At 66.5% G+C, this 24,048-nt stretch carries 26 protein-coding genes; 17 read left to right on the plus strand and 9 right to left on the minus strand.

Annotated elements, in window-relative coordinates:
* Both drmB and ABT061_RS13105 read left to right on the plus strand, forming a co-directional pair.
* On the plus strand, positions 1-1,863 hold the full coding sequence (drmB, locus tag ABT061_RS13100; protein ID WP_350915923.1) for a DrmB family protein: 1,863 nt from the start codon (positions 1-3) through the stop codon (positions 1,861-1,863).
* A 45-nt stretch (positions 1,864-1,908) separates the two neighbouring features.
* The gene (locus ABT061_RS13105; protein WP_350915925.1) at positions 1,909-3,990 is read left to right on the plus strand and encodes a UvrD-helicase domain-containing protein; all 2,082 of its coding nucleotides are present in this window, start codon (positions 1,909-1,911) and stop codon (positions 3,988-3,990) included.
* Here ABT061_RS13105 and ABT061_RS13110 read toward each other — a convergent pair.
* Positions 3,971-5,926 carry a DNA translocase FtsK gene (locus ABT061_RS13110; protein WP_350915927.1) on the minus strand — a complete coding sequence of 652 codons (1,956 nt, stop codon included), beginning with the start codon at positions 5,924-5,926 and terminating at the stop codon, positions 3,971-3,973. The genes ABT061_RS13105 and ABT061_RS13110 overlap by 20 nt on opposite strands.
* 349 nt (positions 5,927-6,275) lie before the next feature.
* Between ABT061_RS13110 and ABT061_RS13115 the strand changes: the two genes are divergently transcribed.
* From ABT061_RS13115 to ABT061_RS13130, 4 genes are all read left to right on the plus strand, one after another.
* Positions 6,276-6,707, plus strand: coding sequence for a very short patch repair endonuclease (locus ABT061_RS13115; protein ID WP_350915929.1), 432 nt, complete (start codon positions 6,276-6,278; stop codon positions 6,705-6,707).
* Positions 6,708-7,140: 433 nt separating this feature from the next.
* Positions 7,141-7,605, plus strand: a complete 465-nt coding sequence (locus ABT061_RS13120; protein WP_350915931.1) for a Scr1 family TA system antitoxin-like transcriptional regulator — start codon at positions 7,141-7,143, stop codon at positions 7,603-7,605.
* A gap of 95 nt (positions 7,606-7,700) precedes the next feature.
* Positions 7,701-8,159, plus strand: coding sequence for a glycine-rich domain-containing protein (locus ABT061_RS13125; RefSeq protein WP_350915933.1), 459 nt, complete (start codon positions 7,701-7,703; stop codon positions 8,157-8,159).
* A 2-nt stretch (positions 8,160-8,161) separates the two neighbouring features.
* Positions 8,162-9,037, plus strand: coding sequence for a phosphotransferase family protein (locus ABT061_RS13130; RefSeq protein ID WP_350915935.1), 876 nt, complete (start codon positions 8,162-8,164; stop codon positions 9,035-9,037).
* Between the two features lie 149 nt (positions 9,038-9,186).
* On the opposite strand, the gene ABT061_RS13135 is transcribed toward ABT061_RS13130, so the two are convergent.
* The 3 genes from ABT061_RS13135 to ABT061_RS13145 are packed head-to-tail and all read right to left on the minus strand — an operon-like array spanning position 9,187 to position 10,109.
* A complete protein-coding gene (locus ABT061_RS13135) occupies positions 9,187-9,423 on the minus strand; it encodes a pyridoxine 5'-phosphate oxidase C-terminal domain-containing protein (RefSeq protein WP_350915937.1) in 237 nt (78 codons plus the stop codon).
* Positions 9,393-9,551 (minus strand): NAD-dependent epimerase/dehydratase family protein, encoded by a 159-nt coding sequence (locus ABT061_RS13140; RefSeq protein ID WP_350915939.1) that lies wholly within the window; start codon positions 9,549-9,551, stop codon positions 9,393-9,395. Before ABT061_RS13140 ends, ABT061_RS13135 begins: the two co-directional genes overlap by 31 nt.
* Before the next feature lie 30 nt (positions 9,552-9,581).
* On the minus strand, positions 9,582-10,109 hold the full coding sequence (locus ABT061_RS13145) for a YetF domain-containing protein (protein ID WP_350915941.1): 528 nt from the start codon (positions 10,107-10,109) through the stop codon (positions 9,582-9,584).
* A 634-nt stretch (positions 10,110-10,743) separates the two neighbouring features.
* Between ABT061_RS13145 and ABT061_RS13150 the strand changes: the two genes are divergently transcribed.
* The gene (locus ABT061_RS13150; RefSeq protein ID WP_350915943.1) at positions 10,744-12,159 is read left to right on the plus strand and encodes a dihydrolipoyl dehydrogenase family protein; all 1,416 of its coding nucleotides are present in this window, start codon (positions 10,744-10,746) and stop codon (positions 12,157-12,159) included.
* A 50-nt stretch (positions 12,160-12,209) separates the two neighbouring features.
* Here the strand turns inward: ABT061_RS13150 and ABT061_RS13155 are convergent, their stop codons facing one another.
* Entirely contained in the window at positions 12,210-12,392 is a 183-nt protein-coding gene (locus tag ABT061_RS13155) for a sigma factor-like helix-turn-helix DNA-binding protein (protein WP_350915945.1), read from the minus strand.
* 324 nt (positions 12,393-12,716) lie between these two features.
* Positions 12,717-14,204 carry a ketol-acid reductoisomerase gene (locus ABT061_RS13160; protein WP_350915947.1) on the minus strand — a complete coding sequence of 496 codons (1,488 nt, stop codon included), beginning with the start codon at positions 14,202-14,204 and terminating at the stop codon, positions 12,717-12,719.
* An 89-nt stretch (positions 14,205-14,293) separates the two neighbouring features.
* On the opposite strand from ABT061_RS13160, the gene ilvY reads away from it, so the two are divergent.
* Positions 14,294-15,166, plus strand: a complete 873-nt coding sequence (ilvY, locus tag ABT061_RS13165; RefSeq protein ID WP_350915949.1) for an HTH-type transcriptional activator IlvY — start codon at positions 14,294-14,296, stop codon at positions 15,164-15,166.
* A gap of 229 nt (positions 15,167-15,395) precedes the next feature.
* On the opposite strand, the gene ABT061_RS13170 is transcribed toward ilvY, so the two are convergent.
* Positions 15,396-16,355: a hypothetical protein gene (locus tag ABT061_RS13170; RefSeq protein ID WP_350915951.1), complete on the minus strand. Its 960-nt coding sequence runs from the start codon at positions 16,353-16,355 to the stop codon at positions 15,396-15,398.
* A complete protein-coding gene (locus ABT061_RS13175; protein WP_350915953.1) occupies positions 16,352-16,912 on the minus strand; it encodes an RNA polymerase sigma factor in 561 nt (186 codons plus the stop codon). The genes ABT061_RS13170 and ABT061_RS13175 overlap by 4 nt, the downstream gene beginning before the upstream one ends.
* Before the next feature lie 191 nt (positions 16,913-17,103).
* Between ABT061_RS13175 and ABT061_RS13180 the strand changes: the two genes are divergently transcribed.
* On the plus strand, positions 17,104-17,448 hold the full coding sequence (locus ABT061_RS13180; protein ID WP_350915955.1) for a hypothetical protein: 345 nt from the start codon (positions 17,104-17,106) through the stop codon (positions 17,446-17,448).
* Here the strand turns inward: ABT061_RS13180 and ABT061_RS13185 are convergent.
* Entirely contained in the window at positions 17,440-17,880 is a 441-nt protein-coding gene (locus tag ABT061_RS13185) for a hypothetical protein (RefSeq protein ID WP_350915957.1), read from the minus strand. The two genes, ABT061_RS13180 and ABT061_RS13185, sit on opposite strands and share 9 nt — an antisense overlap.
* Before the next feature lie 299 nt (positions 17,881-18,179).
* Between ABT061_RS13185 and ABT061_RS13190 the strand changes: the two genes are divergently transcribed.
* The 8 genes from ABT061_RS13190 to ABT061_RS13225 all read left to right on the plus strand — a co-directional run bounded on the left by ABT061_RS13190 (position 18,180) and on the right by ABT061_RS13225 (position 24,017).
* Positions 18,180-18,947 (plus strand): MerR family transcriptional regulator, encoded by a 768-nt coding sequence (locus tag ABT061_RS13190; RefSeq protein WP_350915958.1) that lies wholly within the window; start codon positions 18,180-18,182, stop codon positions 18,945-18,947.
* A gap of 506 nt (positions 18,948-19,453) precedes the next feature.
* Complete coding sequence (locus ABT061_RS13195) at positions 19,454-19,651, plus strand: hypothetical protein (RefSeq protein ID WP_350915960.1); 198 nt, start codon at positions 19,454-19,456, stop codon at positions 19,649-19,651.
* A gap of 5 nt (positions 19,652-19,656) precedes the next feature.
* Positions 19,657-20,187, plus strand: coding sequence for a DUF6879 family protein (locus ABT061_RS13200; protein ID WP_350915962.1), 531 nt, complete (start codon positions 19,657-19,659; stop codon positions 20,185-20,187).
* Complete coding sequence (locus ABT061_RS13205; RefSeq protein ID WP_350915964.1) at positions 20,177-21,028, plus strand: helix-turn-helix domain-containing protein; 852 nt, start codon at positions 20,177-20,179, stop codon at positions 21,026-21,028. The genes ABT061_RS13200 and ABT061_RS13205 overlap by 11 nt, the downstream gene beginning before the upstream one ends.
* A gap of 174 nt (positions 21,029-21,202) precedes the next feature.
* Positions 21,203-21,475 carry a putative ATP-grasp-modified RiPP gene (tgmA, locus tag ABT061_RS13210; RefSeq protein ID WP_350915966.1) on the plus strand — a complete coding sequence of 91 codons (273 nt, stop codon included), beginning with the start codon at positions 21,203-21,205 and terminating at the stop codon, positions 21,473-21,475.
* Between the two features lie 11 nt (positions 21,476-21,486).
* Complete coding sequence (tgmB, locus tag ABT061_RS13215; RefSeq protein ID WP_350915968.1) at positions 21,487-22,422, plus strand: ATP-grasp ribosomal peptide maturase; 936 nt, start codon at positions 21,487-21,489, stop codon at positions 22,420-22,422.
* Positions 22,419-23,579 (plus strand): ATP-grasp peptide maturase system methyltransferase, encoded by a 1,161-nt coding sequence (tgmC, locus tag ABT061_RS13220; protein WP_350915970.1) that lies wholly within the window; start codon positions 22,419-22,421, stop codon positions 23,577-23,579. The genes tgmB and tgmC overlap by 4 nt, the downstream gene beginning before the upstream one ends.
* A gap of 27 nt (positions 23,580-23,606) precedes the next feature.
* Positions 23,607-24,017 carry a phosphotransferase gene (locus ABT061_RS13225; protein WP_350915972.1) on the plus strand — a complete coding sequence of 137 codons (411 nt, stop codon included), beginning with the start codon at positions 23,607-23,609 and terminating at the stop codon, positions 24,015-24,017.
* Positions 24,018-24,048 lie beyond the last annotated feature (31 nt).

Consider the following 24,048-nt stretch of genomic DNA (forward strand, 5'->3'; position numbering starts at 1 on the left):
ATGGGACTTCGTGGCACGCGGACTCGGCAGACCCGAGCGAACGGTGAGGCCGAGGTTACCAAGAAGCCGCTGGGCGCGGTCCGGCGGGCACAGACCATTACCACCTATGGTGTGGGCTCGATGATCGCCGTCGAGGATCAATCGTACATCGTCAGCGGGATCGACAGCTGGCGCGTATGGCCTTCAGACGTCATCTATGAGCCCCGGCTTGAGGGCTGGCTCAGCGTCGATAGGTTCCAGCTGCCTCCCGCCGACGAGCCCTCCTCTGGAAATGGGATCAAGGTACGGCTGTTTCCCGAGACGTACTCGTGCGCCTCCTGCAAAAAGCTTCAGTACTTCAAGAGCTTCGGTTCGCCCGAAGGGCAGAGCCAGTGCGGAGACTGCAATAAGCCGCTGACTCCCTCCCGATTCGTAATCGCCTGCGAGAACGGGCACCTGGACGATTTCCCCTACTTCGAGTGGCTTCACAAGAAGAGCGAACAGAAGGGGGAAGATAAGCACGAGCTCACGCTGGAGAGCACGGGGCAGACTGCCTCGCTTCGCTCTGTCTTGATCAAGTGCTCCTGCGGCGTACGGCCGGCGTCCCTGGAAGGCGCGTTCGGACGTAACGCCATGAAGGAACTGGGCATCAAATGTCGGGGACGGCGACCCTGGCTGGGACGGGACGCGAACGAACCCGGCTGCTCTGCCATACCGCGCACTCTGCAGCGAGGTGCCTCGGCCGCGTGGTTCGGAATCTCGAGGTCCGCGCTGTCGATTCCGCCGTGGTCAGAGACACTTCAGCAGCGGATCAACTCTCGTTATAGCGAGTGGAGCCAGGCGCTCGACGATGAGGTCCCCGAGAAGGCCCTTCTCAACATGATCGCGCGGAGCGATGTTGTGGAGGACGGCGGGTTTACTCCCGAAGAGGTACTCGCAGCGGTTCTGCGTCGGCGCGAGTTGAAGAGCAGCGCGCTTTCCGATTCCAAAGAGCAGCCCATGCTGGAATCGGCCAACAAATTACGGAACCAGGAGTACGCGCACCTCTATGACGGCACCGGATCCGTCGGACGTGAGGAGCACTTCGAGTGCGTCCAGGCGTTGGCGGACGGGACGAGCCTGCCGTACGGACTCAAACGCTCCATGCTCGTGAAAAGGCTCCGAGAGGTCCGGGCGTTGGAATCGTTCACCCGCGTGGAGCTGCCCGACCCGGCCGGTGGAGACAAGCGTAGATCGGCGATGGCCAAGAAGACCATGGATTGGCTGCCCGCTATCGAGGTCAGCGGTGAAGGTGTCTTCCTCGCCATCGATGATGACCTCCTGCGGACGTGGGAGCAGCGAAGCGGCCCGCGGCAGCGTGCTCATACGATCTGGACCAATCACACGGCGCTCCTGCGCGAGCGTGCTAAGAGGGCCGGCGGCATGAGGCCGCCATCCGACATCACGTCTCCGGTGACCGCGCGCTATGTCCTGCTCCACACGCTCGCCCACGTGCTCATCAACGAGTGGAGCCTGGACTGCGGGTACCCGGCCGCGTCCCTGCGCGAGCGGCTCTACGTCGACGACGAGATGGCCGGCATCCTGATCTACACCGCCACCAGCGACTCGGCGGGATCTCTCGGCGGCGTCGTCGCCCAGGGCGAGCACCGCAAGCTCCACGAAACTCTGGAAGGGGCTCTGGCACGGACCGAGTGGTGTTCCCAAGACCCGCCTTGCATGGAGTCGGAGGCCAGCGGTCTCGACAGTCTCAACCTGGCCGCATGCTATGCCTGCGTGCTGCTGCCGGAGACCAGCTGTGAGACCAACAACGTTTTCCTGGACCGGGCGATGTTGATCGGAACCCCGGAAGATCCGTCGACCGGTTTCTTCCACGAAGGTAATTGACTAACGTGATCTCCGAGACGGGGAGCTGGATGTAAGGGGGGTGCTGTGCCGCGACTGGGTATCCACCAGGACTTCCTGCAGGATCTCATTCGCCTGGAGCGCACCATCCAACGGAAGGTGCTCGACACGATCAAGAAGTTCGAACAGACCGCGCACACTGGGGCGCATCTGGAGAAGCTGCACGACATCCGGGACCCGCGGTTCAAGAGCATCCGGATCGACTTGAAGTACCGCGGTATTGTGCTTGTCCCTGAGCAGGGTGATCACTTCACCCTGCTCAGGGTGGACACGCACGACGAGGCATATGGCTGGGTACGACACCGCCGTGCCACGGTCAACATGGCCACGGGCCATATGGAGATCCGTGACGACGCGATCATCGATACGGCCATCGAGACGATGAGTCACACCCCGGTGGAGGCCGCTCGTCCGTTGTTTGAGCACGTGTCCGACGCCGATCTCATCCGGCTCGGCATCGACGACCAGATGCTCAAGTTCGCCAGGATGCTCACGGACGTGGCCATGCTGGAGGCGCTGGACGGCAAGCTGCCACAAGTCCAGTTCGATGTGCTCTTCGGGCTGGCCGCGGGGATGTCGCCGGAGGCGGTCTGGAATGACGTGGTCGGCGTAGCCGTGCCGGAAAAGATCGAACCGGACGACCTCGTGACAGCCACCAGGCGAATGCCGCACAAAGTGGCGCTCGTCGAGGGGCCCAAGGAGCTTATGGAGCTGTTCGACAAGCCGCTCGCTCGGTGGCGGGTCTACCTCCATCCGTTGCAGTCAGCGGCGGCGTTCCAGTCGTACTCCGGCTCGGCGCAGGTCACCGGTGGTCCTGGCACCGGCAAGACGGTGGTGGCGTTACATCGGGCTAGACACCTGGCGCAGCAGGGTGGCCGGGTGCTGCTCACCACTTTCACCGCGACGCTCACCCGCTCGCTGGCCGAGTCGTTGCGGTTGTTGGAGGCCGACAATGAGGTGCTCTCCCGCATCGACGTGCTCACCGTGGATCAGTTCGCCAGGCGCCACGTGGGCAAGTTCATTCTGCTTCGGGACGAGGAGGAGAAGGAGATCTGGCGCCGGGTGATCCGCCGGCGAAATCTCGATTTCACCGAGCGATTCCTGGCCGAGGAGTGGCGTCAGGTTGTCCTCGCTCAGGGGATCACCTCATCCGATGGCTACCTCTACACCAAGCGGGTCGGGCGCGGGCGGCGACTTGGGTCGTTGCAGCGGGCACAGGTCTGGCGCGCGATCGCCGAGTTTGAGCAGGAGCTGGCGGACAACAACTACCGCACCTTCGAGACGGTCTGCGTGGAGGCGACGCGCGCCCTCGGGGAAGTGGAGGCGTGGCCGTACGACTATGTCATCGTGGATGAGGCGCAGGATCTGCACCCAGTTCGGTGGCGGGTACTGCGCGCGGCGGTGGCGAAGGGGCCGAACGACCTGTTCATCGCCAGTGACACCCATCAGCGAATCTACGACAACCGCGTCTCGTTAAGTTCCGTCGGTATACAGATCGCGGGCAGATCTACCCGACTAAAGATCAATTACCGGACCACGGAGGAGATCCTCGCGTGGAGCTGCGCCATGCTCGCCGGTGAGAAGATCGACGACCTCGACGGAATTCAGGCCAGCCTCACCGGGTGCCGCTCTGAGGTACACGGTGCCAAGCCAGAGCTGTACGGCGCCACCACCAGGAACGCCGAGCTCGCACGGTTGATCGAAACCGTGCGTGTCTGGCTTGACGCGGGTGTCCTTCCCGAGGAGATCGGCATCGCGGCGCGATCGGAAACGACAGGTCAAGCGGCGGTCGAATACCTTCAGCGGGCCGGCATCGAGGTCGGCTATCTCTCCCGCGACAAGGACGGAGCCGATGGTCAGGTGCGGGTCACCACCATGCACCGGATGAAGGGCCTGGAGTTCCGGTGTGTCGCAGTGATCGGCGTGGGCGCCAACCAACTGCCCGCCCCGAACGCGGTCACCCCACTCGACGAGGACGCGACCACGTACGCCAACGACCTCCAGCGGGAACGCTGCCTGCTCTTCGTGGCCTGCACCCGTGCTAGGGAACGCCTCCATGTCTCCTGGCACGGAGAGCCTTCGCCCTTCCTCAGCCTCGCCAGTGGTTGACGATCTCGCGAATCTCTCCGTCGGTGATCGTGGCGAGTCTTATTTCGTACGGCTCGCGCCCTCGACCCGGCACCAGCAGTCCCTCTCCGGGACTCAGCGACTCGGCGCCGGGACGGTCTAGGACGCAGGTGCTTTCCCCTGCTGTCGTCACCGATAGCGCGAGTCGACTCGGCAGATAGCCCTTGAGTCGCCTATTGAGCACGTACGGTTTCGCCGTACGGACAACCAGATGGAAGCCAGCCGCGCGTCCCTCCCTGGCCAGCTCGATGACCTGCCCAAGGTCCTCGACCGCGGCCAGTTCGTCGATGAACACGACCACGTCGGGATGGGCTAGGTCGGCATCGCCCAACGCCCCGATGGGGGCAGGGCTCCCGGACTCCCGCACCTCCTTGTTGAACTGCTCGATCGTCCGGCACTGCCGCTTGCGCAGGTCCGCGTATCGACAGTCAACCTCAGCGATCGCCCAGGTGAGCGGCTCGCCCGCGGCCTGCGGCACCAAGTGGGGGAGGTCGGCGAACGGGTTATCGCGGGTGGACATCACCAGGCGGAACTGCTTCGGCGAGTGGCGCATGGCCAGCGAGGCGACGATGCCCCGGATCGGATTGACCGCGCCGCGGTTTCCGGCGACCAGGAGATGAGGTGACTCGTGGAGATTGAGAAAAGCGGGTGCGCCATCCCGATCTCGCCCGAGCCCGATCAACGACAAGTCGCCCTCGGGGGCTTCCCGGAGCACGTCGCCCAGGCTTAGTAAGTCAGGAGAGGTGTGCGACACCTCCAGGGTGACTGCCAGCACACCCGGCAGGGGAGAACTCGACCGCTCCATCGGCACCAGCCGTGCCACGCGGTGCTTTACGACTTGCCCGATCCGCCCCGCTAAGGCAAAGACCGCGGACTCGTGTGTCGTTGGACCAAGCCGGATCTCGAAGCGGGTCACAGTGGGCGTGCGCGTGTATCCGGTAACACGTGCATCGACTCGTGCCTCCCGCAGGACACGGTCGATTTCTTTTACCAGACTGTCGTCGGCGTCCGTATGATTACGCTCTGAGGCGTCGGACTTCAACAGGTGATGCGGCGGAAGCTGTTCGACCTTCTTGCTGGCGGGCTTCGGCGTACGTGGGCGCATGGCCCGGAGCTGGTCGGCCACCTCGATGGCGGACTGAGGGCGGTCGGTCGGGCTCTTGGCGAGAAGCTGGAGAATCAAGTCATCGAGCGGTTGATAAATCTCGGGACGAATCTCCCTCGGGGGTTGGGGCTCTGTCATCGCGTGCTGAAATAGCAATCGCCATGCGGTGCCGTGAAACGGCCGTTCCCCGGTGGCCATCTCGTAGAGCACGCAGCCCAGCGAATATAGATCGCTCCGCTCGTCCGGCGAACCGTCCGACTGTTCGGGGGCAGCATATGCGGGCGTTCCGGCCTGGGCGGTGGCCCTACCCTTCTCGACCACTCTGGCGATGCCGAAATCGCAGATTTTCGGTCGGTCGCCGGGGAGCAGCATGATGTTGGCGGGTTTGATGTCCCGGTGGATGACCTTCTTGTCGTGTGCGGCCCCGAGTGCCTCAGCCAGCCGGGCACCGATGGTGATTACCCGTCCGATGGACAGGCCGCCTCGATGCTCCTTCATGACCTTCGCCAGGTCCTTACCGTGGAGGAGCTCCATGACGTAGAAAAGTTGTCCACTGTCCTCGTCGGCGTCGTGGACGACGACAATGCCGGGATGCTGGAGTTGACCGCAGAGCTTGGCCTCGGCGCGGAAGCGCTCGACCTTCCTCGGTTCAGGATCGAGGTGGCTTGGGAAGATCTTGACGGCCACCTCGCGGGCGAGGCGTAAGTCGACGGCGTTCCAGACCTCGCCCATGGCACCCGCGCCAAGCATGGAATCCAGCCGGTATCGACCGGCCAACGTGACCCCGGCTAGCACGGCGGCCTCCAGATCCATTCGGGTGGGCATATGAGACTTGATATGGATGGTAGCTGTTCGATTGATCCGTGTTAGCTTGTACCGCTCGCCAGCCGCTGGAGATCGACAGAACATCAACGGGTAGCCTGTCTAACCTCGACTGTTGTGACGGTCGTGACTTGGAAGGTCGTTCACCTCTCCTCTGGGGGAGGGGCGGGCTACGGGTTCCACGGCTTGGCGATTGCCCGGTCCGCGTTCTCGCTTACTGGTCGTCATAGCTCCGCGCGCTGGCTGGCCAACTGTGAACGTTGCCGTATGTCGTACGCTAGAAGCCGTGGCGCGAACGGATGTGGAGTCGTGGGCGTCGAGTGTGGCGACCCGGGCCAGTATGAGATCGAACAAGGGGCGGGACACCAAACCGGAGTTGGCCCTTCGTCGAGCCGTTCATGCACTTGGTCTGCGTTATAGGGTTTGCTATCGCCCGCTGAAGAGTGTTCGCCGGACTGCGGATCTGGTCTTCACTAAAGTGAAGATCGCTGTCTTCCTGGACGGGTGCTTCTGGCACGGGTGCCCTGAGCATCACACCGTCGCGGTGACCAATGCTACGTTCTGGGCGGAGAAGGTTCGGCGAACCCGAGAGCGTGATGCCGAAACGGACCGTCTCCTTGCAAAGGCCGGATGGCTGACGATCAGAGTATGGGAACACGAGCAGCCCGTTGTTGCGGCGGTGCATATCGCGGATGTAATTGCTTCCCGGCGTGCGGCTTTGCAGGAGAGGACTGCGGTGGAAGCTCAAGGCGCCGCAGGCGAACGTCCCTGAGAGTTTTGCTTGGCGTGTGCGTCGCAGGCAGCGTGTCGGGTTGGCCCGGCAGTTCCTGAGCCGTACATCCTGTTCCTAACGTCAGGAGGACAGTCGCCAGAATCGCACCCGACCGTCTTAATTCGCGTAGAGGCAGCACAAGCCATCAGACTATTAGTCACGAGAAGCGGTTCCATGAACAACAGTGAATCTGGCTGGACCGATGGCCCTCACGATGGGCGAAAATCGTCAGCGGCCGTGACCACTCACTGCGAGATCGTGTTGGCTTGCGTGGTTCGTGCGCTCCCGCAGTGAGTGGGGCAGCGGAGCCGGACAGTGAGCCCTTTCCCTCCTGATGGCGCTAATCAGGCCCTCTCTGCCAGACTGGTGTGACACGTAAGGACAAACGGACCTTAAGTGGAACGAGTAGGGCGAGAACAGGACCTTCTTCACCGTGACGTTGAGCATGACCGACCTGACCGGTACGGCAGGGCATGATGAGCCGGTGGGCACCTCGGTCGGTGCCAGACTCGGCCGGCAGGCGATTCTGCGGATGGGGGATCGGCGTTTCCACATCATCATGGCGGAGCAGGCCCTCGACACGTGGGTGGGCGGTCCGGAGGTGATGCGCGGTCAACTCGCGCACATCCGCGCCGAGATGGAGGCGCTTCCGCTGCGCCTGCACGTCGGCGTCATTCCCCGGCACGCCGACATCGAGCTCGGCCCGCACGCCGGATACTGGATCTTCGACTCGCGGATCGTCATGACGGAGACCGTCACGGCCGGGCTGAACGTGACCCAGCCTCGGGAGATCGCGCTGTACGAGCGGCACTTCGGCGGTTTGGACCGTCTCGCCGTGTATGGGGAGCGCGCGCACGAGCTGATTGACCGTGCCCTGCACGAGATTGAAGAAATCTGAAGACATTCCGTTGAGCCGTACGGCATGCCGTCCCTAGCGTCGAAGCAGGCTCACTCCGGATCGACAGCATCCGGATACCCCGCATGGAGGCTGCAATGGCTTCTGCCACAACGGTTCGACTCATCGACGATGAGCTGGCACATCCTCGTACCCTCATCCCCGAGAAGCTGTTCGGATCCCTGACCGACCGCATCGCCCGCGAGGAGGACATCCCTACCGAGGACGCCGCATGCGTCATGGAGCAGGCCCTGGCGTTCCTGGTCGCCTGCGCGCTCAACCCGGACGCGCGTCTGTCCCCTTCCAAGCAGGTGGACATCGGCTGGCATGCCTTCCTGGCGTACACCCGCGAGTACCAGGACTTCTGTACGAGGGTCGCCAGCCGGTTCATCCACCACGCGCCCGCTGACACGACCTCCCACCCCGTGACCACGATCGGGACTACCGTCGAAGCCATGCGGGCCGCCAGCCTGCCGGTCGTCCCCGAGCTGTGGATCCCCGCCAGCGAATGCAGCCAGTGCTACGCGGGCTGTGCCGACGACCCGAGGGAGAGCTGACCGTGAAACCACAGTGGGACGACCTCCCCAGCAACGTACGCGGCACCGTCGAGCAGCAGATTGGCCAGGTCCTCAAGGCCGAACCGGTGACCAAGGGACTCATGCCCGGCCTCGCCGCCCGGCTGCACACCGAGAACAGCGGGACCGTCTTCCTCAAGGCCGTCTCCACCGCCAGCCCGGCCGCGTCCCTGTACGAGCGGGAACGGGCAGCCGGCGCCGTACTGCCGCCCGGCCTGCCCATACCCCGCCTGCGGTGGAGCGGCGAGGTGGAGGGGTGGATCGTGCTGCTGCACGAGTACGTCGACGGCCGGGACGCCGATCTATCGCCCGGTTCGCCGGATGTGCCGCTGGTGCTGGACACCCTGGTCGTCCTGAACGAGGCGCTCACCCCGTGCCCCGGCCAGCTTCCAGACGTCGAGGTGAACATCGCGGGACTCCAGGCCAAGGCCGCGAGCCTGCTCGCCGAAGAGCTGCCGTACCGGGCCATGTACGAGACGGCACTCGCCAAGTTCAGTCCCGACGCGCTGGAGGGGGACACCCTTCTCCACTACGACCTGCACCCCGGCAACTTCCGGATCGATGACGGTCGGCCGTACGTGATCGACTGGGCGTTCGCGGTGCGCGGTGCCGCGTGGGTGGACGCGGTCATGCTCGCTCCCCGCCTCATCGAGGCGGGTCACACCCCGGAGCAGACCGAGGCGCTGCTGGCTCGTGTACCGGCCTGGCGGTTCGCACCCGCGGACGCCGTCACCGCCGTGGCCGTGCTGTGGACGCTGTTCCGCCTGTACAAGGCGCGGTTCGGCCCGGTGGAAGGACGCGATTTCCGAGCGCGGGCCGCCGAGGCCGGGCGAGCCTGGGTGCACTATCGCTCACTCTGACGGGACAGGTCGAGGGCTCCGAAGACCAGCGTCACGCTTCCCCCTCGTACAGCTGATGCCCGGGTTTGTCCCGAAGGTTCCTCGCGGTGGAGAGAAGATCAGGTCCTAGGTACGTGGGAGTGGTCGCGTGCCAGTCTGGCCGTAGGTTGTCATGGCCAGAGGTGTTGGCGAGTCCAGGAGTCACCGTCGCGGGTGTACGACAGACGGATGTGACGGCGGTCCTGGTCGGCCTGCCGGAACTCGATCTCGTCGGCGGTCACCGTGTACAAGGTCCAGCCAGAGGCGACCAACCGCGGATCGGCGGTGAGCCGTTCCCCGGCGGTCTGGAGGGCGGCTTCCAACTCCGCCGGGTCGTTCAGCACCTGCGACACGTCGAGACCGACCACTCGTGCCCAGCCGCCTCCAGCGCCTGCGCCACATGACTCCCGATGAACCCGGCCGCGCCGGTGAGCAGTGTCTTCGCCCTGCTGAGAGTGGGCTGTGACCCCGACGGCCAGGGCCGTACGGCACGCACCCGTTCGCAGACGGTAAGAATCCACCGGTGCTACCGTCCGCCCCCGGGCGGAGAGGCCAGGTCCGGTGGTGCGGCCGGGGGGTGTGGCAGGACGGAGACGGCGCCTTTGGACTCGAAGATCGCGAGGTGGATGCCGTCCGGGCTGTGGTGTCCGTGCTGGCGGAGCACGGCGGCGAGGTCGGCTTCGGTGAGTCCGCAACGGCGCAGGTTGCGCCGGTTGACGTGCCCGTCGTGGATCAGGACTCGCAGTGGCGGGTCGACCAGGCGGCTGATGCCCGGCAGAAACCGAAGCCTGGTGATGGCCGAGTGGGCGGCGAGCAGGGCCAGCAGCGCCGCGGCGCCGGTCAGCCATGAGGCGTCGGTCGCGGTGGCGGTACGTCCCACGATAGCGCCGACCGCGACGGCGGCGACCCAGTCGAACGGGGCGAATTCCGCCATGGTGCGGCGTTCGGTGATCCGGAATGCCACCGCGGCGGTCAGGAACAACGCCAGCGCCTTGAGCGCGGCATGGGCCGCACGGTGCCAGTCGCCGATCAGGGCGTCGCCGAAGCCGTCCACAACGGGCCGCCCTCAGCCGACGCCGTCGGGAGCGAGCAGGACCCGGCGGTGCCCCGGGCCGGCGATGCCGACGTTTTGGCCGGTCGCGGCCCGAGGCGGTGCGGATTCCGGTGGCTGTCTCATACGACCAGGCTAAACCTGTCTCGCCTCGCCCCCATGTCGAAGCATCCTGCAGGCAGCGTCGGGCATAACGAGGGCGTGTCGCGAAGGTGGCGTGAGCAGAGGCTCACCGGCGGGAGGAGGGTCTGCCCAGGCCGGGCGACCGGTGGCGGGCGGTCGCGCATTCCTCGGAAGCAGCCTCCGGCGAGGATCGTAATCGCAGTCGTTTCGGCCACACGTCACCACCGGATCCGTGTCAGAGCCGTTTGATTGACCGACCCCCACGCCTGGAAAACCGAACCTCAGGAGACCGTCCGCAAGCAGAGGAACTCGTGCGAGTTCATCCAAGAGCTGCGGAAACGGGGCGTGTCTCCTCAACAAGCCGGAGTCGTCGGGTGATGCTTGACCGGTGTCGAAAACCGCATCGGTGGGTGACGTCCAGTGAGCGAGGACCGAGCCACCGGGAGCTTCGACCACCCCTTGCACGCGCCCGGCTCCGGCTGTGAGCTCACTCCTACATATTGAAGCTGGAGCTATGGACACCACGAACGACACTCTTCGCGCCGATCTTCTCGTCATCGGTTTCGGCAAGGGCGGCACGGCCGTCGCGAAGACGATGGGTCGCCTCGGCAAGCGCGTGGTGCTCGTCGAGCAGTCGGAGCGGATGTACGGAGGCACGTGCCCCAATGTCGGCTGTGTGCCGACGAAGGCGCTGGTCCACCACGCAGGCAAGCGCCGGAGGAGCGACTCGGCGCAGGAATGGTACGAGCGCTCCGTCGAAGAGGTGCAGGCACTGACCGCGCTGTTCCGCGGCGGCAACTACGAGGCGATGAACGGCGCCGAGACCGTGACGGTCGTCACCGGCCGAGCCGTGTTCATCGACCCGCACACCGTCGGCGTCGAAGCGGGTGGCGAACGTCTCACGATCTCCGCCGAGACCATCTTGATCAACACAGGTGCCGAAGCAATCATCCCCGACACCCCCGGCCTGCGGGAGAGCAAACACACCCTCACCAGCACCGGTTTGATCGAGACGACGGTCCTGCCCGAACGGCTCGCGATCGTGGGCGGCGGATACATCGGCATCGAGTTCGCCTCGATCTACCGTCAGTTCGGTTCGCAGGTCACCGTGTTCGAGTCCGCTTCGAGGATCCTGGGCCGTGAGGACGACGATGCCGTCGCCGTCGCCGAGGGCATCCTCGCGGGCGACGGCATCGAGATCATCAAGGGCGCACACGTCACGGAGGTTCGCGACGGTGAGACCGGCGCGACCGTCGTCTACGAGAGGGACGGGCGGCAGCACGCCCTCGAAGTCGACACCATCCTCGCCGCCACCGGTCGCGCGCCGGCGACCCGCGACCTCGGGCTGGATGCCGCCGGCATCCGCACCACCGAGCATGGGGCGGTCGAGGTCGACGAGCATCTGCGCACGAGTCAGCCGCACATCTACGCTCTCGGCGACGTCCGTGGCGGGCCGCAGCACACCTACCTCTCCCTCGATGACAGCCGCGTCGTCATCGACCAGCTCATCGGCGAGGGCCGGCGCTCGGTGTCGGACCGCGTCGCGGTTCCCCGCACCCTGTTCATGACCCCGCCGCTCGCGACCGTCGGGCTCACTGAGAAGGAGGCCCGCGCGGCGGGATACCGGGTGAAGATCGCGAGTGAACCCGTCGCCGAGATCGTGGCGATGCCTCGCGCGTACATCGTCGAGGAGACCCGTGGATTCATGAAGTTCGTGATCGACGCCGAGACGGACGAGATCCTTGGAGCCGTCCTGCTGAGCGTCGACGCGCAGGAACTCATCAACACGGTCGCGCTCGCCATGCGACACGGGATCAAGGCGGCCGAACTCCGCGATGCCGTCTACAACCATCCCACCTCGACCGAGGCGTTCAACGAGGTGCTCGCCACCATCGTGCGCGCCGACGAGCCGCGGACTGCCGACGTGTAGCCCATTCGGGTGCGCTCCCGACGCCCACCTGACCTGTGATCATGACCGGTTCAGCGTCTCTCTGACGTGAAGCGGACACCTGCCTCGGCGAGCGCGCGGTGAAAGCGCCTGCGGGCGCGGTGCGGCCTGATGCGTATGGCATTGCGCGACACCCCGAGTGCCGTCGCGATCTCCTCGCGGTCCAGGCCCTCCCAGGCGACCAGCGACAGCACCTCACGGTCATCGTCGGACAAGGTACGGAAGACCTGGCCGATCGCTTCGATCTTTGTGACCTGGTGGCCTGGGCAGACCGGGCAGGAAGTCCCAGAGTTCGGCGCCGCCCCCTGGGCGGTTGTGCGGTCCGGTGTGGACCCGATCGTTGTCAACCTCCCTGAGCTCGACAAATACATCGAGGCACCGGCGGTCGAGTACATCGTCCCGGAATAGACCACCGAGGGCGGCTCGAAGACCGAAGGCTCCACCGCGCGTTCGCGCGCACTGCGATGTGCGAGGCGGCGAGCAGAGCGCCCTGGTCATTCATGAAGTCCCGGCACGCTTTCATCGTCGACGCTGGATCATCAGGCCACGGAGATGTCCACGGACGGGCGGAGCCGCGCGGCCACGGCCAGCGCTTCGTGGACGGGGTGCTGCGCGAAGGAGTCGATGAGCTTCGGATCGGCCGGCCGCCCCTCCCCTTCTGCCGCCGGAAAAGCGATCTGTTCGTACGCCGCCTGGAAGCGCGGGCCCCAGCGGCGGGCTCCGAGGCGGGCCGTACGGGAGCAGTTGTCCACCATGTAGGCGACATCGCGGGCGTGCATGTACGGGAGCAGCGAGTCCACCGCTTCGATGATCGACTCGTTGACGATCTCGGACCACGGGTGGCCGCGCTCGGCGAATTCGTCGACCTGCGCCATCATCGTGGCGATGAACGCTCCGGCGGTGAACGGCTCGACGGGTAGTGCCCCCTCGCCGCGCCGGGCGCGTACCGTATCGCCCGCCGCCCACATCGCAGAGCCGCCGATCTCGGTCATCGGCTGGATGCTGAGCCGCCGTTCGGCGAGGATCACGCTGCGCAGTTCCGTGCCGTCGGCGACCTCGTCGTAGATCTCGGCGATCAGGTCGCGCGCCGGGCGGTAGGCCGCGGTATAGGTCCGGTCGAAGGCGTCCTGCCCGGCCGAGTCCAGTTGCTCGCGCACCGCGCGCAGACCATGGCGCGAGATGGTACGGGCGATCGGCCCGGTGATGTTCTCGCAGGACCGTTCGTAGGCGGTGACCGGATCGTCGCCGGTGAGCCGGTAGTGGCGGTGGAGGGATTCGACAAGGCCGTGAACGGCACCGAGCAGGATCGCGCGTTCGCCGACGATGTCCGACAGATACTCGCTGTCGAGCGTGGTGCGGAAGGTGTACGGGGAGCCGAGCGCCACGGACCAGGCGAGCGCACGGTCGACGGCCCGGCCGTCGGGGTCGGCGTGGACGGCGAAACTGCTGTTGATCCCGGCACCGTTGACCTGCGCGCCCTGTTCGTACAGGCGGCGCACCGAGTCACCCATGCCCTTGGGGCAGACCGCGATGACGCCGTGCCCGGCTGGGAAGGCGCCGCCGGTGGCGCGGAGGTGGCCGAGCAGGAAGCCGTGCGAGAGGCCGATGGTGGCGCCGGGGCGCAGTACGGCGAAGAGTTCCCGGTGGTGGACGGCGAGTGCGGCGTCCGCGATGAGGAGGATGACGAGGTCGCTGTCGGCGGTGACGGTGAGCCAGTCGCCGAGGGTGCCGTTCTGCTCGGTAAAGCCGTGGGCACGCGCGTCGGCGGCGGAGGCCGAATCCGGCCGCAGTCCGACGGCGACTCGGATGTCCGTGCCGATCAGCGAGTCGCGGAGGTTACGGGCCTGGGCGCGGCCCTGCGGACCCCAGCCGATCACGCCGATCCGCCGGACGCCGGCGAGCGCCTCGGGTAGCAGCGGGAACAGGTGACGGCCGCCGCGCAGGATCGTCTCGGTGCCGCCGGGGACGTCCATCGTCTCCAGGGGGAACACCGCTGAGCTGAAGGAATTTGTGTTTGTGGAGGTCATGGAAGGAGTTGTAGGCTCCGCTCCGGCATTACGGCAAGCGCAACATGTGCAGCGGTCCGTTGCGCCAAGCGAAAGAGCGAGGTGGGTGCGTGATCGACGACCATCGCGAGTTGCGGATCTTCCTGCATCTGGCGCAGACGCTGAACTTCGGCCGGACGAGTCTCGACTGCCATGTCAGCCCCGCGACGCTCACCAGGACGGTGCAGCGCTGGGAGTCGCACCTCGGCCACCGGCTGTTCGACCGTGGCCCGCGCGGGGTGGCGCTGACGGCCGAGGGCCACCGCTTCCGGGAGTACGCCGTACGGGCCCTGGAACTCTGGAACGGCTATCGCGAGGCGGCTCCGGACCCGGCCGAACTCACCGGCCGGCTGAGCGTGTTCGCGACCGTGACAGCCTGCCAGGCGCTGTTGCCGGAGCTTCTGGCGCCGTTTCACGCGGCCCATCCGCAGGTCCGTGTCGAGCTGCGCACCGGGGACGCGGCGGCCGCGCTGGCCCGGCTCGACGAGGGCGAGGCGGACGTGGCCGTCGCGGGGATTCCGGCGCGCCTTCCGGAGTCCCTGGTCAGCCGGACGGTGGCGACGACCGAACTGGTCTTCGTGACGGCGCGCGACCGTACGGACGACGGGCTCGACGGTCCGTTCGTGCTGCCGCACCGCGGTCTGGTCCGCGAAGCCGCCGAGCGCTGGTTCCGCAGCCGCGCACCCGGCCACCGCCGCGCGCCGGACGTGGCGTCGGAACCGGAGGGGCACGAGGCGCTGCTGACTCTGGTCGCGCTGGGCTACGGCACGGGGATCGTGCCGCGGCTGGTGCTCGACAACAGTGTGGTACGAGACCGGCTGACGATCATCCCGGCCGATCCGCAGCCCGCGGTTTTCACCATCGGCCTGTGCGTACGCCGCGTCGACCTGCGCCGACCGCTGGTGGCCGCGCTGTGGAGTCTCACCGAACGCGGCACCTCGTAACCGCGCGACCGCGGTAGCCGACCGCCACGGCGAGGCGACGAGGTCACCGGCCTGGTCATCGGCTCCACGGTGACTGCACCAGGTGCCGATGCCGGCCTCGGACGGTGTCTGTCGGCTGTGCTCGACCCCCGCCGCGCGTACTTTCACCGTATCGGGCTCTTCGCGCCATTCCACTCTGTGGGGGGAACTCAAGACATCGGCGGGATGCTCGGTGTTCGCGGGGGCATGGCTACTCGGTGATGACGGCGTCTCGCGGGTCTCCGTAGACGGGGTTCCTGTCGTAGCGTTTCTCGGTGACGAGCAGGCGGATCACCCCCTTGGCGTTCTCCTCCGCCTCCCAGACGATCCAGTCGTCGCCGACGGGCTCCTCCTGCGTGCGCTCCTCGCCGTAACCTCCGGGGTTCCCCGGCGGGATGGCCATGATCAGGAAGATGACCTTCCTGCCCCGCTTCTTGAGCTCCGGCAGGACCTCGCCGACGGTCTTCTCGTCCACGCGAAACCCCTCCAGCGAGCGGCCCTTGAGCGTCGCACTCCGGAATTCCGATCTGATCTCCGTTGGGTCGGGGGCAGGCACGGGCACGCAGGACGCCACCGGCCCCTCCATGAGATAAGTGCTGGTGCTGCCGCCTGCCCCGCTCTCAGGGGCGCTGATGGTCCAGACGAAGGTCTGGCCCGGTCTGAACAGCTTGGTGTCGATCCGCATCTGCCAGCCGTGCTTTTCGCCGGGGATGTTCTCCGGCAGGCTGTACAGACCTTGGGGGATGTCCATCACGTGCTTGCCACGCGGTTGGCGGCATCGCTGTCCCCAGGGAACGTAGTTGACGATGGCGGGAACATCGAGGTCCTTCAGCCGCTTCTCCAAGCCTGCGGCATCACGGAAGTCACGGACCTGAATGGTCACCATCCCGTTGGCGGCCTTGGTGACGGCCCAGGAGCTTGACACTCCGGAACCGTTCTCCAGCAGGCTCGGGCCCAGCACCGCACCCGTGGCGAGCACGACCGCGGCCGCCAGTCCCAGGGCAAGCCGTCGGGGAGCGTACCTGCGGGTCCTCGTCACCGTGCCCGGCTCTTCCGAGGTGATCGCGGCCAGCAACGCCTGCGCCTCCGCGTCGGCCGGGCTACCTCCCTGCCTGCCAGGCTCAACCCTGGCCAGCGACTTCACCGCCTCGATCTCGTCGATGTTCTTCATAGCGGCCTTTCCGTCGGTACCAACCGGCTCTCTGCGGTGAAGTGGACACCGGCCTCTGCGAGGGCTCGGGAAAAGCGCCTGCGGGCACGGTGAAGCCTGATGCGTATGGCATTGCGCGACACCCCGAGTGCTGTCGCGATCTCCTCGCGATCCAGGCCCTCCCAGGCGACCAGCGACAGCAGTTCGCGGTCATCGTCGGACAGGGTCCGGAAGACCTGTCCGATCGCTTCGAGCTCGACCTTGCTGTCCGGGGAGTCTCCATACAGGTCGGCCATCTTGGCATCGAGCCCGGTACGGCGTGCCCGTCGGCGGTTGTCACCTCGGTAGTGATTGGCCAGTACCTTGCGCGCCACACCGTACAGCCAGAGCGTGGCCTCCTCTCCCTCCGGCAGTTCGTCCACCCGCCGCCAGGCAGTGGTGAAGGTCTCCGCCACAACGTCCGCCGCGTCCTGCGGTGAATCACAGCGGCGCGCGGCATAGGCCGTGATCTGGCCGTAGGCCTGGTTGTAGACAGCCTCGAATCTGACCAGCCGCTCGTTATCCACGGGCGGTCCCATGGCAACTCTCCTCATCAACTCACTTAACGGACAACCTTGCCTATGTGCGCGGATGAAGCATCATTTCCAGTCACCACGAAAAAGTTGCCCCGTCTCACCTGGCCTTGCTCGACGCGAGGACGTGAGCAGGTCAGATGCAATCTGACCGGGAAAGGCGAGAGGGCAGTCCTGGTCGGTGTTGTCGTTGAGATGTGAAGCGAGGGCCCTGCCTCACCCGGTGTTGGCAGCCAGTCGCGTTTCGGAGATCCTGCCTGACCGGCGATCACGCCGTACACAGTTCGCGGTGCCGCCTGGGTGGACGCCGTCATGCTCGCCCCCGTCTCATCGAGGCGGGCCACACCCCGGAGCAGAGCGAGGCGCTGCTGGCCCGGGTACCGGCCTGGCGGTCCGCACCCGCGGACGCGGTCACCGCCCTGGCCGCGCTGTGGACGCTGTTCCGCCTGTACAAGGCGCGGTTCGGCCCGGTGGAAGGACGCGATTTCCGGGCGCGAGCCGCCGAGGCCGGGCGAGCGTGGGTGCTCTACCGCTCACTCTGACGGGACGGCCGCACGGAACAGGTCGAGGAGGACCTCGACGTGCTCGGGATGGAACGAGAGCCGATACTCCCCGCCCTTGGTGGTGGTCACCAGGACCCTCGCCCAAAAGTCCTTCTTGTCGTCGTGATCGAGCACGTCGATCTCCGCTCCCGCCAGGGGAATCACGACCTGGGCGAACTTCGCCTCCTTGTCGATGGAGAGCACGACCTTCGTCGTCGACACCGTCACGAAGCCGAAGAACTCCTTGCCAGGGGCGGGGGTCTTCGGAAGCTGAACGATCCCCCCTTCGACGGTCACCGATCCGTCCGGGTGGCGGATAGGCCGCCGGATCCAGCGCTCCACCGGAGAAAACCCCACACCGCCTAGCAGCACCGCCAGGACGGCCATAACGGCACCCGCGATGAACCAGAGGACTTTGAAGACTCGTGTCATGCTCTCAGCACCCCCGCACGACTAACGTCCGGGTTCGTCCCAGTGGTTCCTCGCGGTGGAACACGGTGCTGCTTGCCGCGTTCGCTGGCACCTCATCGTCGAGCGGTTCCCGCGCCTCGTTCAGCGACTGTGCCCTGATGCGGAGCAAGTCGGACTGCGGCTGATCACCGGACCGGTCCCCGTCCGCGCGCTTCCTGGCCGTTCGATCTCAGCTTGACTTTGCCGTTGCGTAAACATCTACCGTCATGGACGAGCCGGAAGAACCGGCTCGGTGATGGTGGGGAACAGGTGGGCAGGCCATGGCATGGTCGATCGCACAGGTGGCGCGGATGTCCGGAGTGACGTCAAGGACCCTGCGCCATTATGACGAGATCGGGCTGCTGACACCTGCCTGGGTCGGCGGGAACGGCTATCGCCACTACGAGGAGGATCAGCTGCTGCGACTGCAGCAGATCCTGGTACTGCGGGAGCTCGACCTCGGTCTCGCCGAGATCAAGGAAGTCATCGACCGGCACACCGATCCGGTGGCGGCATTGCGCGAGCACCACCGGCGGCTGCTGGGGGAGCGCGACCGGCTGGACGCGGTGGCCCGCATGGTGGCTCGTACCATCACCGACCTCCAGGAGAACGAAAGGAAGGGCGGCATGTCCAAAATCAGTAGGCCGGAGAATCTGTTCGAGGGGTTCGACGGGGCGCGGTACGGCGCGGAGGCCCGCGAGCGGTGGTCGGGGCAGTGGGAGCGGTCCGGGCAGCAGGAGCTCCTGGACACCCTGACTCCGCAGGAGATCGACCGCATGCAACAGGAGGCAACGGCGGGAATGATCCGGATGGCCGAGTTCATGGCCGCCGGCACACCTGCTGATGACCCCGTGGTTTTCGTCGAGCTCGACGCTCACTACCGGCAGATGACCCGATTCTGGACGCCTACCGCGGTGGAGTACGCGCATCTGGGCCAAATGCAGGTCGATGATGAGCGGTTCAGGGCGAACTACGAGCGGATCGCCGAGGGCCTGGCCGTGTACATGCGCGACGCCATGGCCGCATACGCACACGCCCGGTTGAGCTGAACCTCGCTGGATGAGGGTTGAAGGAGCTGCAGATCCTTCAAACCATCGCCTCGGCCTAGACCGGTACCGCCGCGAACACACAAGACGCAAGCGAGAAGGCGGTCCGAAGTCTCTTCGCAGCGGACCCAGAACGCCCTGAAAAATTCAGCGCGCACTCAACCGATCAGCCGTAAAGCCCCGTGGAGTTCCACGGTCACCTCCAACACGGCATTCGAGGTCTCGATCGCTGTCTCATAGGCGGTCATGTCCACTGGGCGAGCACCGCCGCGTCGGTGATGAGCGGGCCCTGAAACACGTACGTCGCGCCGCGATCGAGCACCAAGGGAGATCCCGATGAGGACGGTCGCGCTTTCCCACAGGAACGTGGAACACGCCCTTGCTGATCTTGCGCGCTTTCCCGGGAGAAACAGAAGCCTTGCCCGCGAGGAGCCTTGACGCTGTCCGCCACAACCTCCAAAGTCGACGTTGCTAGCCATCTGTAGCAATCGCCAGGAAGGATCATGCACATGCGTCTGCGGTTCCTTGGCACGTCCTCCGAGAACGGTGACTGTCCCGCTGCCTACGAGACCTCCAGTGGCACCGTGGCCATCCAGGGCAAGCTCATCCTCGACCCCCAGGCGCTCGGCGACGCCGTCAACCTCGGGCTGGGAGAGGCTATCGTCGAGATCCCCCGCGAGATGCTCACGTTCATCCCGAAGGAGTAGCAAGGGTGACGGAACTCGTCAGAGGCGACCGCTTCCAGGAACTGTTCGCCTCGTTCCGATCCACCGCACAGCGTCTGGAGACGCGCGACCGCTACAACTCGCCGGTCGAGCGGGAGCCACTGCGTCGGTTCCTGGAGGGGAATCCCGATCCGGAGTGGGCGAACAGGCCATGGCTGCACTCGGTCCGTCGGGCGGCATCGGAAGGGCGACACTTCCAGAGGGTCCGGGTCGTCTCCCTCCCGCTGTCGGACTATGCCCGCTTCGGGCTGCATGGAGCCATGGCCAACAACGCAGCGGGGGAGGACATCCGATACCTGGACCGCGACAGCGCGCTCGGAGCAGGTATACCTCAGCTCGACGTGTGGTGTTTCGATCGCTCCCTGTCGGCCGTCCTGCACTTCGATGACGAGGACGGATCGATGCTGGGGGCCGAGCTGATCGACGATCCCGACGTCGTGGCCGAGCACCGCGGATGGTTCGATCTCGCCCGGAAACTGTCGGTGTCCCGCGAGGAATTCGTGAAGCGTGTCAAGTGACATCCGCCAGGCGCGCGAATCACTGGGCTTCAAGCTGCGAGAGGTCCGGCTGGACGCGGGTCTGAGCGGCAGGGAACTCGCCGGTCAGGCCGGGTGGCAGGCGTCCAAGGTCAGCAAGATCGAGCTGGGCAGGCAGCCCCCCACTGATCACGACATCCGGGTCTGGCTGGAGATCGCGAATGCCAGGGAGAGTGAGCCCGACCTCGTCGCAGAGCTTCGTTCCCTGGAGTCGAAGTACGTGGAATGGCGCCGCCGGATCCGCGACGGGGTGAAGGCGCGTCAGCAGGAGATCGGCCGGCTCGAATCCGGGGCCGGGCGGATCCGGTCGTTCCAGTGTTCCGTCATCCCCGGTCTGCTCCAGATTCCTCCGTACATGCGAGAGCGCTTCAGGCGATCGGTGGACATCTGGGGGGCACGTGACGATATCGAAGAGGGGATCAAGGCGCGGATCAAGCGCCAGGACGTCCTGTACGAAGCGGACGTTCACATCGTGATGACCGAGGCGGCGCTGCGGTATGGGACGGCACCCCGCGAGATCCTGATGGAGCAACTGGACCGCCTGGCCGTCGCGACATCGCTGCCCAGACTGAGACTCGGCGTCATCCCGCTGCGGGAATCGTACGCGGCCACGCCCCTGCACGGATTCCACATCCTGGAAGATCGAACCGTGCTCGTCGAGACCTTCGCCGCGGAGCTCACCCTCACCCAGCCCGGCGAGATCGAGATCTACGTGAAGATCTTCGATTCCCTGGCGGGCGTCGCCCGCTACGGCCGCGAGGCTCGCGAGGTCATCGCTCGGGTGCTCGATGACCTGCACGCCGAAGCCGAGCCCCGCGACTGACGGCTACCGGTCCCGGGTGCGGACAGGTTTTCGAGCAATCTGGAGCAATCTCGTTGACCCGCTGTGAGCGGGTTCCTACCGTCGGAACATGCCCTCACGGACGGTCGGGTCTGGGGCTCGGCGCTGATCTCCAGGGCATCACCTCCCACACCACGTTGAGGAAAGGGTGCAGCCATGGACAACCCGTTCGGACAGCCGTGGGGTCTCACGCGATCGGTTTCGTTCGCGTCGCCGGAAACCGCGCTCGCCGCCCCGTACCGGGTCGAGCTCGACCCGGTCACCCAGACCGGTGTCCACCGCGACGTGACGACCGGCCGGCTCATTGAAGCGGGCAAGCACGGCACCAACAAGCAGACCAGCAGATCGCAGAAGACGGGGGGAGGGGGCGACGGTTCGGCTCCCCAGCCCTCGGACCAGACCACGGTCACCGACTACGACACCGACTGAGGGCCGTCCGCGTGATCCTGGTGCTCACCTGTCTGGACGATCCGACGGCGGACATGGTCATCGATCGTTTGAACGAGCGTGGCGCTCGTGTCGCCCGGTTCGATCCGGGAGTGGAATTCCCCGCCGACGCCGAACTGTCGGCGTGGTTCGGGGGGTTCCCACCGCGCGGCGCCCTGACCACTCGATCCCGGGAGGTCGTCCTGGAGCGGGTACGGTCCGTCTACCACCGAAGGCCCACACCGTACCTGCCGGAAAGCCCGTCTCAGGTCGAGCGGTTCACCGGTGCGCAGGCCCGCTTCGGGGTCGGTGGGGTACTCGCCTCCCTGCCGTGTCAGTACGTCAGCCACCCATGGGCGATCATCGCGGCCGAACACAAGCCCCTCCAGTTCGCCACCGCGCGACGGGTCGGATTCGACGTGCCCGCCACCCTGGTCACCAATCGGGTGGACGACGTTCGCGCGTTCGCGGCCGAACACGGCCCGATCGTCTACAAGACGCTACGGGCGACCCCGTACACCGGTCCCGGCGGTGAGCCCGCCACCATATGGACGACCCAGGTCGAACCGGATGACCTGGACGACACCATCGGCCGCGCCGCGCACCTGTTCCAGACACGTGTCGACAAGGTGGCCGACCTGCGGGTGACCGTCGTCGGCAGGCGTGTGTTCTGCGTCCGAATCGACTCCGACCTGCTCGACTGGCGGCAGGACTACGACCGCCTCTCATACGCGGTGGTCGAGCCTCCGCCAGGTCTCGCCGAGGGCTGTCTCGCGTACGTCGAACACCTCGGTCTGCGTTTCGGTGCGTTCGACTTCGCGCTCACCGCCGACGGTGCTCCGGTGTTCCTTGAGTGCAACCCCAACGGGCAGTGGGGCTGGCTGGAAGACGCCACCGGCCTGCCGATCGCCGCAGCCCTCGCCGATCTGCTCCTGGAGGAACGACCGTGACCGCTCATGGCACGCCCGTCCTGGCCGCGCGGCTCCGCCGTGACCTTGCCGATCGGCTCGCCCGGGCCGGATGTCTACGCGACCCGGCGTGGCGGAACGCGGTCGAGTCCGTGGCGCGCGAGCCGTTTCTCGGTTCGGCGATCGCCAGGGCCACCGAGTACGGCGATCGGTGGGAGGTGGTGCGCCGCGAGGAGATGACCGGGGACGAATGGCTGAAGCTGGTCTACCGCGTCGAGACGTGGGTGACGCAGGTCGACGGCGTGATGGTCGAGGAGGCGCGTGGTCTCGCCTGCGGGGCGCCCACGTCGTCGTCGACGATGCCCGGCCTGGTCGTGCGAATGCTGGAGGCCGCGAGGATTTCCGGCGGTGAGAAGGTGCTGGAGATCGGTACCGGAACCGGCTACTCCACAGCGCTGATGTGTCATCGGCTCGGCGACAAGGCTGTGACCTCGATCGAGTACGACCAGGTCGTGGCCGGGCGGACTCGCGACGCGCTCGCCACTGCCGGGTACGCGCCCACGCTCGTGGTCGGCGACGGCCTCGCGGGTTACCCGGGGAACGCCGAGTACGACCGGCTGATCGCCACCTGCTCGGTGCGCCACATCCCGATTCCCTGGATGTGGCAGGTCCGCGACGGCGGCACGATCACCGCCCCTCTTTCCGGGTGGATGGGCGGGGTCGCGTTCGCGCACCTCACCCTTGCCGACGACGGCACCGCCAGTGGGCGGTTCCTGGAGGACGACGTCTACTTCATGACCGCCCGCCCTCATGGCCCGCCTCCGATGTCCTCTCCTCTTCTCGGGATCGGCGACGGCAGGAGCAGCCTGGTGGACCCGCGTGTCCTGGACGATCCGGCCGGGCTGTTCGTGGGGCAGCTGGCCGCGCCGTCGGCGGTGAGACTGGGTGGCGGTGAGGAGGTCGCCCTGCTGGACGTGGCCACCGGTTCGCAGGCCACCACCCGGCCCGACCCGGCGGGTGGGTGGACGGTTCGCCAGCACGGTCCGTTGCGGCTGTGGGACGCGGTCGAGGGCGCCGTCCTGCTCTGGCAGGGCGCGGGATCTCCGCACCAGTCGGCGTACGGGCTCACCGTGAGCGGGGAGCGTCAGTGTGTCTGGCTGGGCGACCCCGGCGGGCCGAGCTGGGACCTGCCCGCCTGAGTTTCCCGGCCGCCGGTGCGGCCCCTCGTGTCGGACCGGCTGCTGGACTCCTTGGCCGCGTGCCTGCTCGCCGAAGAGCTGCCCTACCGGAGCATGTACGAGACGGCGCTCGGCAGGTTCAGCCCCGACGCGCTGGAGGGGGACACCCTTCTCCACTACGACCTGCACCCCGGCAACTTTCGGATCGATGACGGGCGAACGTACGTCATCGACTGGGCGTTCGCGGTGCGCGGTGCCGCGTGGGTGAATGCCGTCATGCTCGCCCCCCGTTTCATCGAGGCGGGCCACACCTCGGAGCAGACCGAGGCGCTTTTGGCCCGGGTACCGGCCTGGCGGTCCGCCTCCCACCGCTCTCCCTCCAACCGAACGTTCGCCGAGGCGCCCGCGTTCGACCGCCGCGCGCGTGTTGGGCGATGGAACGGAAGCGCACGCCAGTAGACCTATGACCGAGAGCCTTCGCCACTACGGC

The organism is Streptosporangium sp. NPDC002544, assembly GCF_040295965.1.
In the GTDB taxonomy this organism is placed as follows: Bacteria; Actinomycetota; Actinomycetes; order Streptosporangiales; family Streptosporangiaceae; genus Streptosporangium.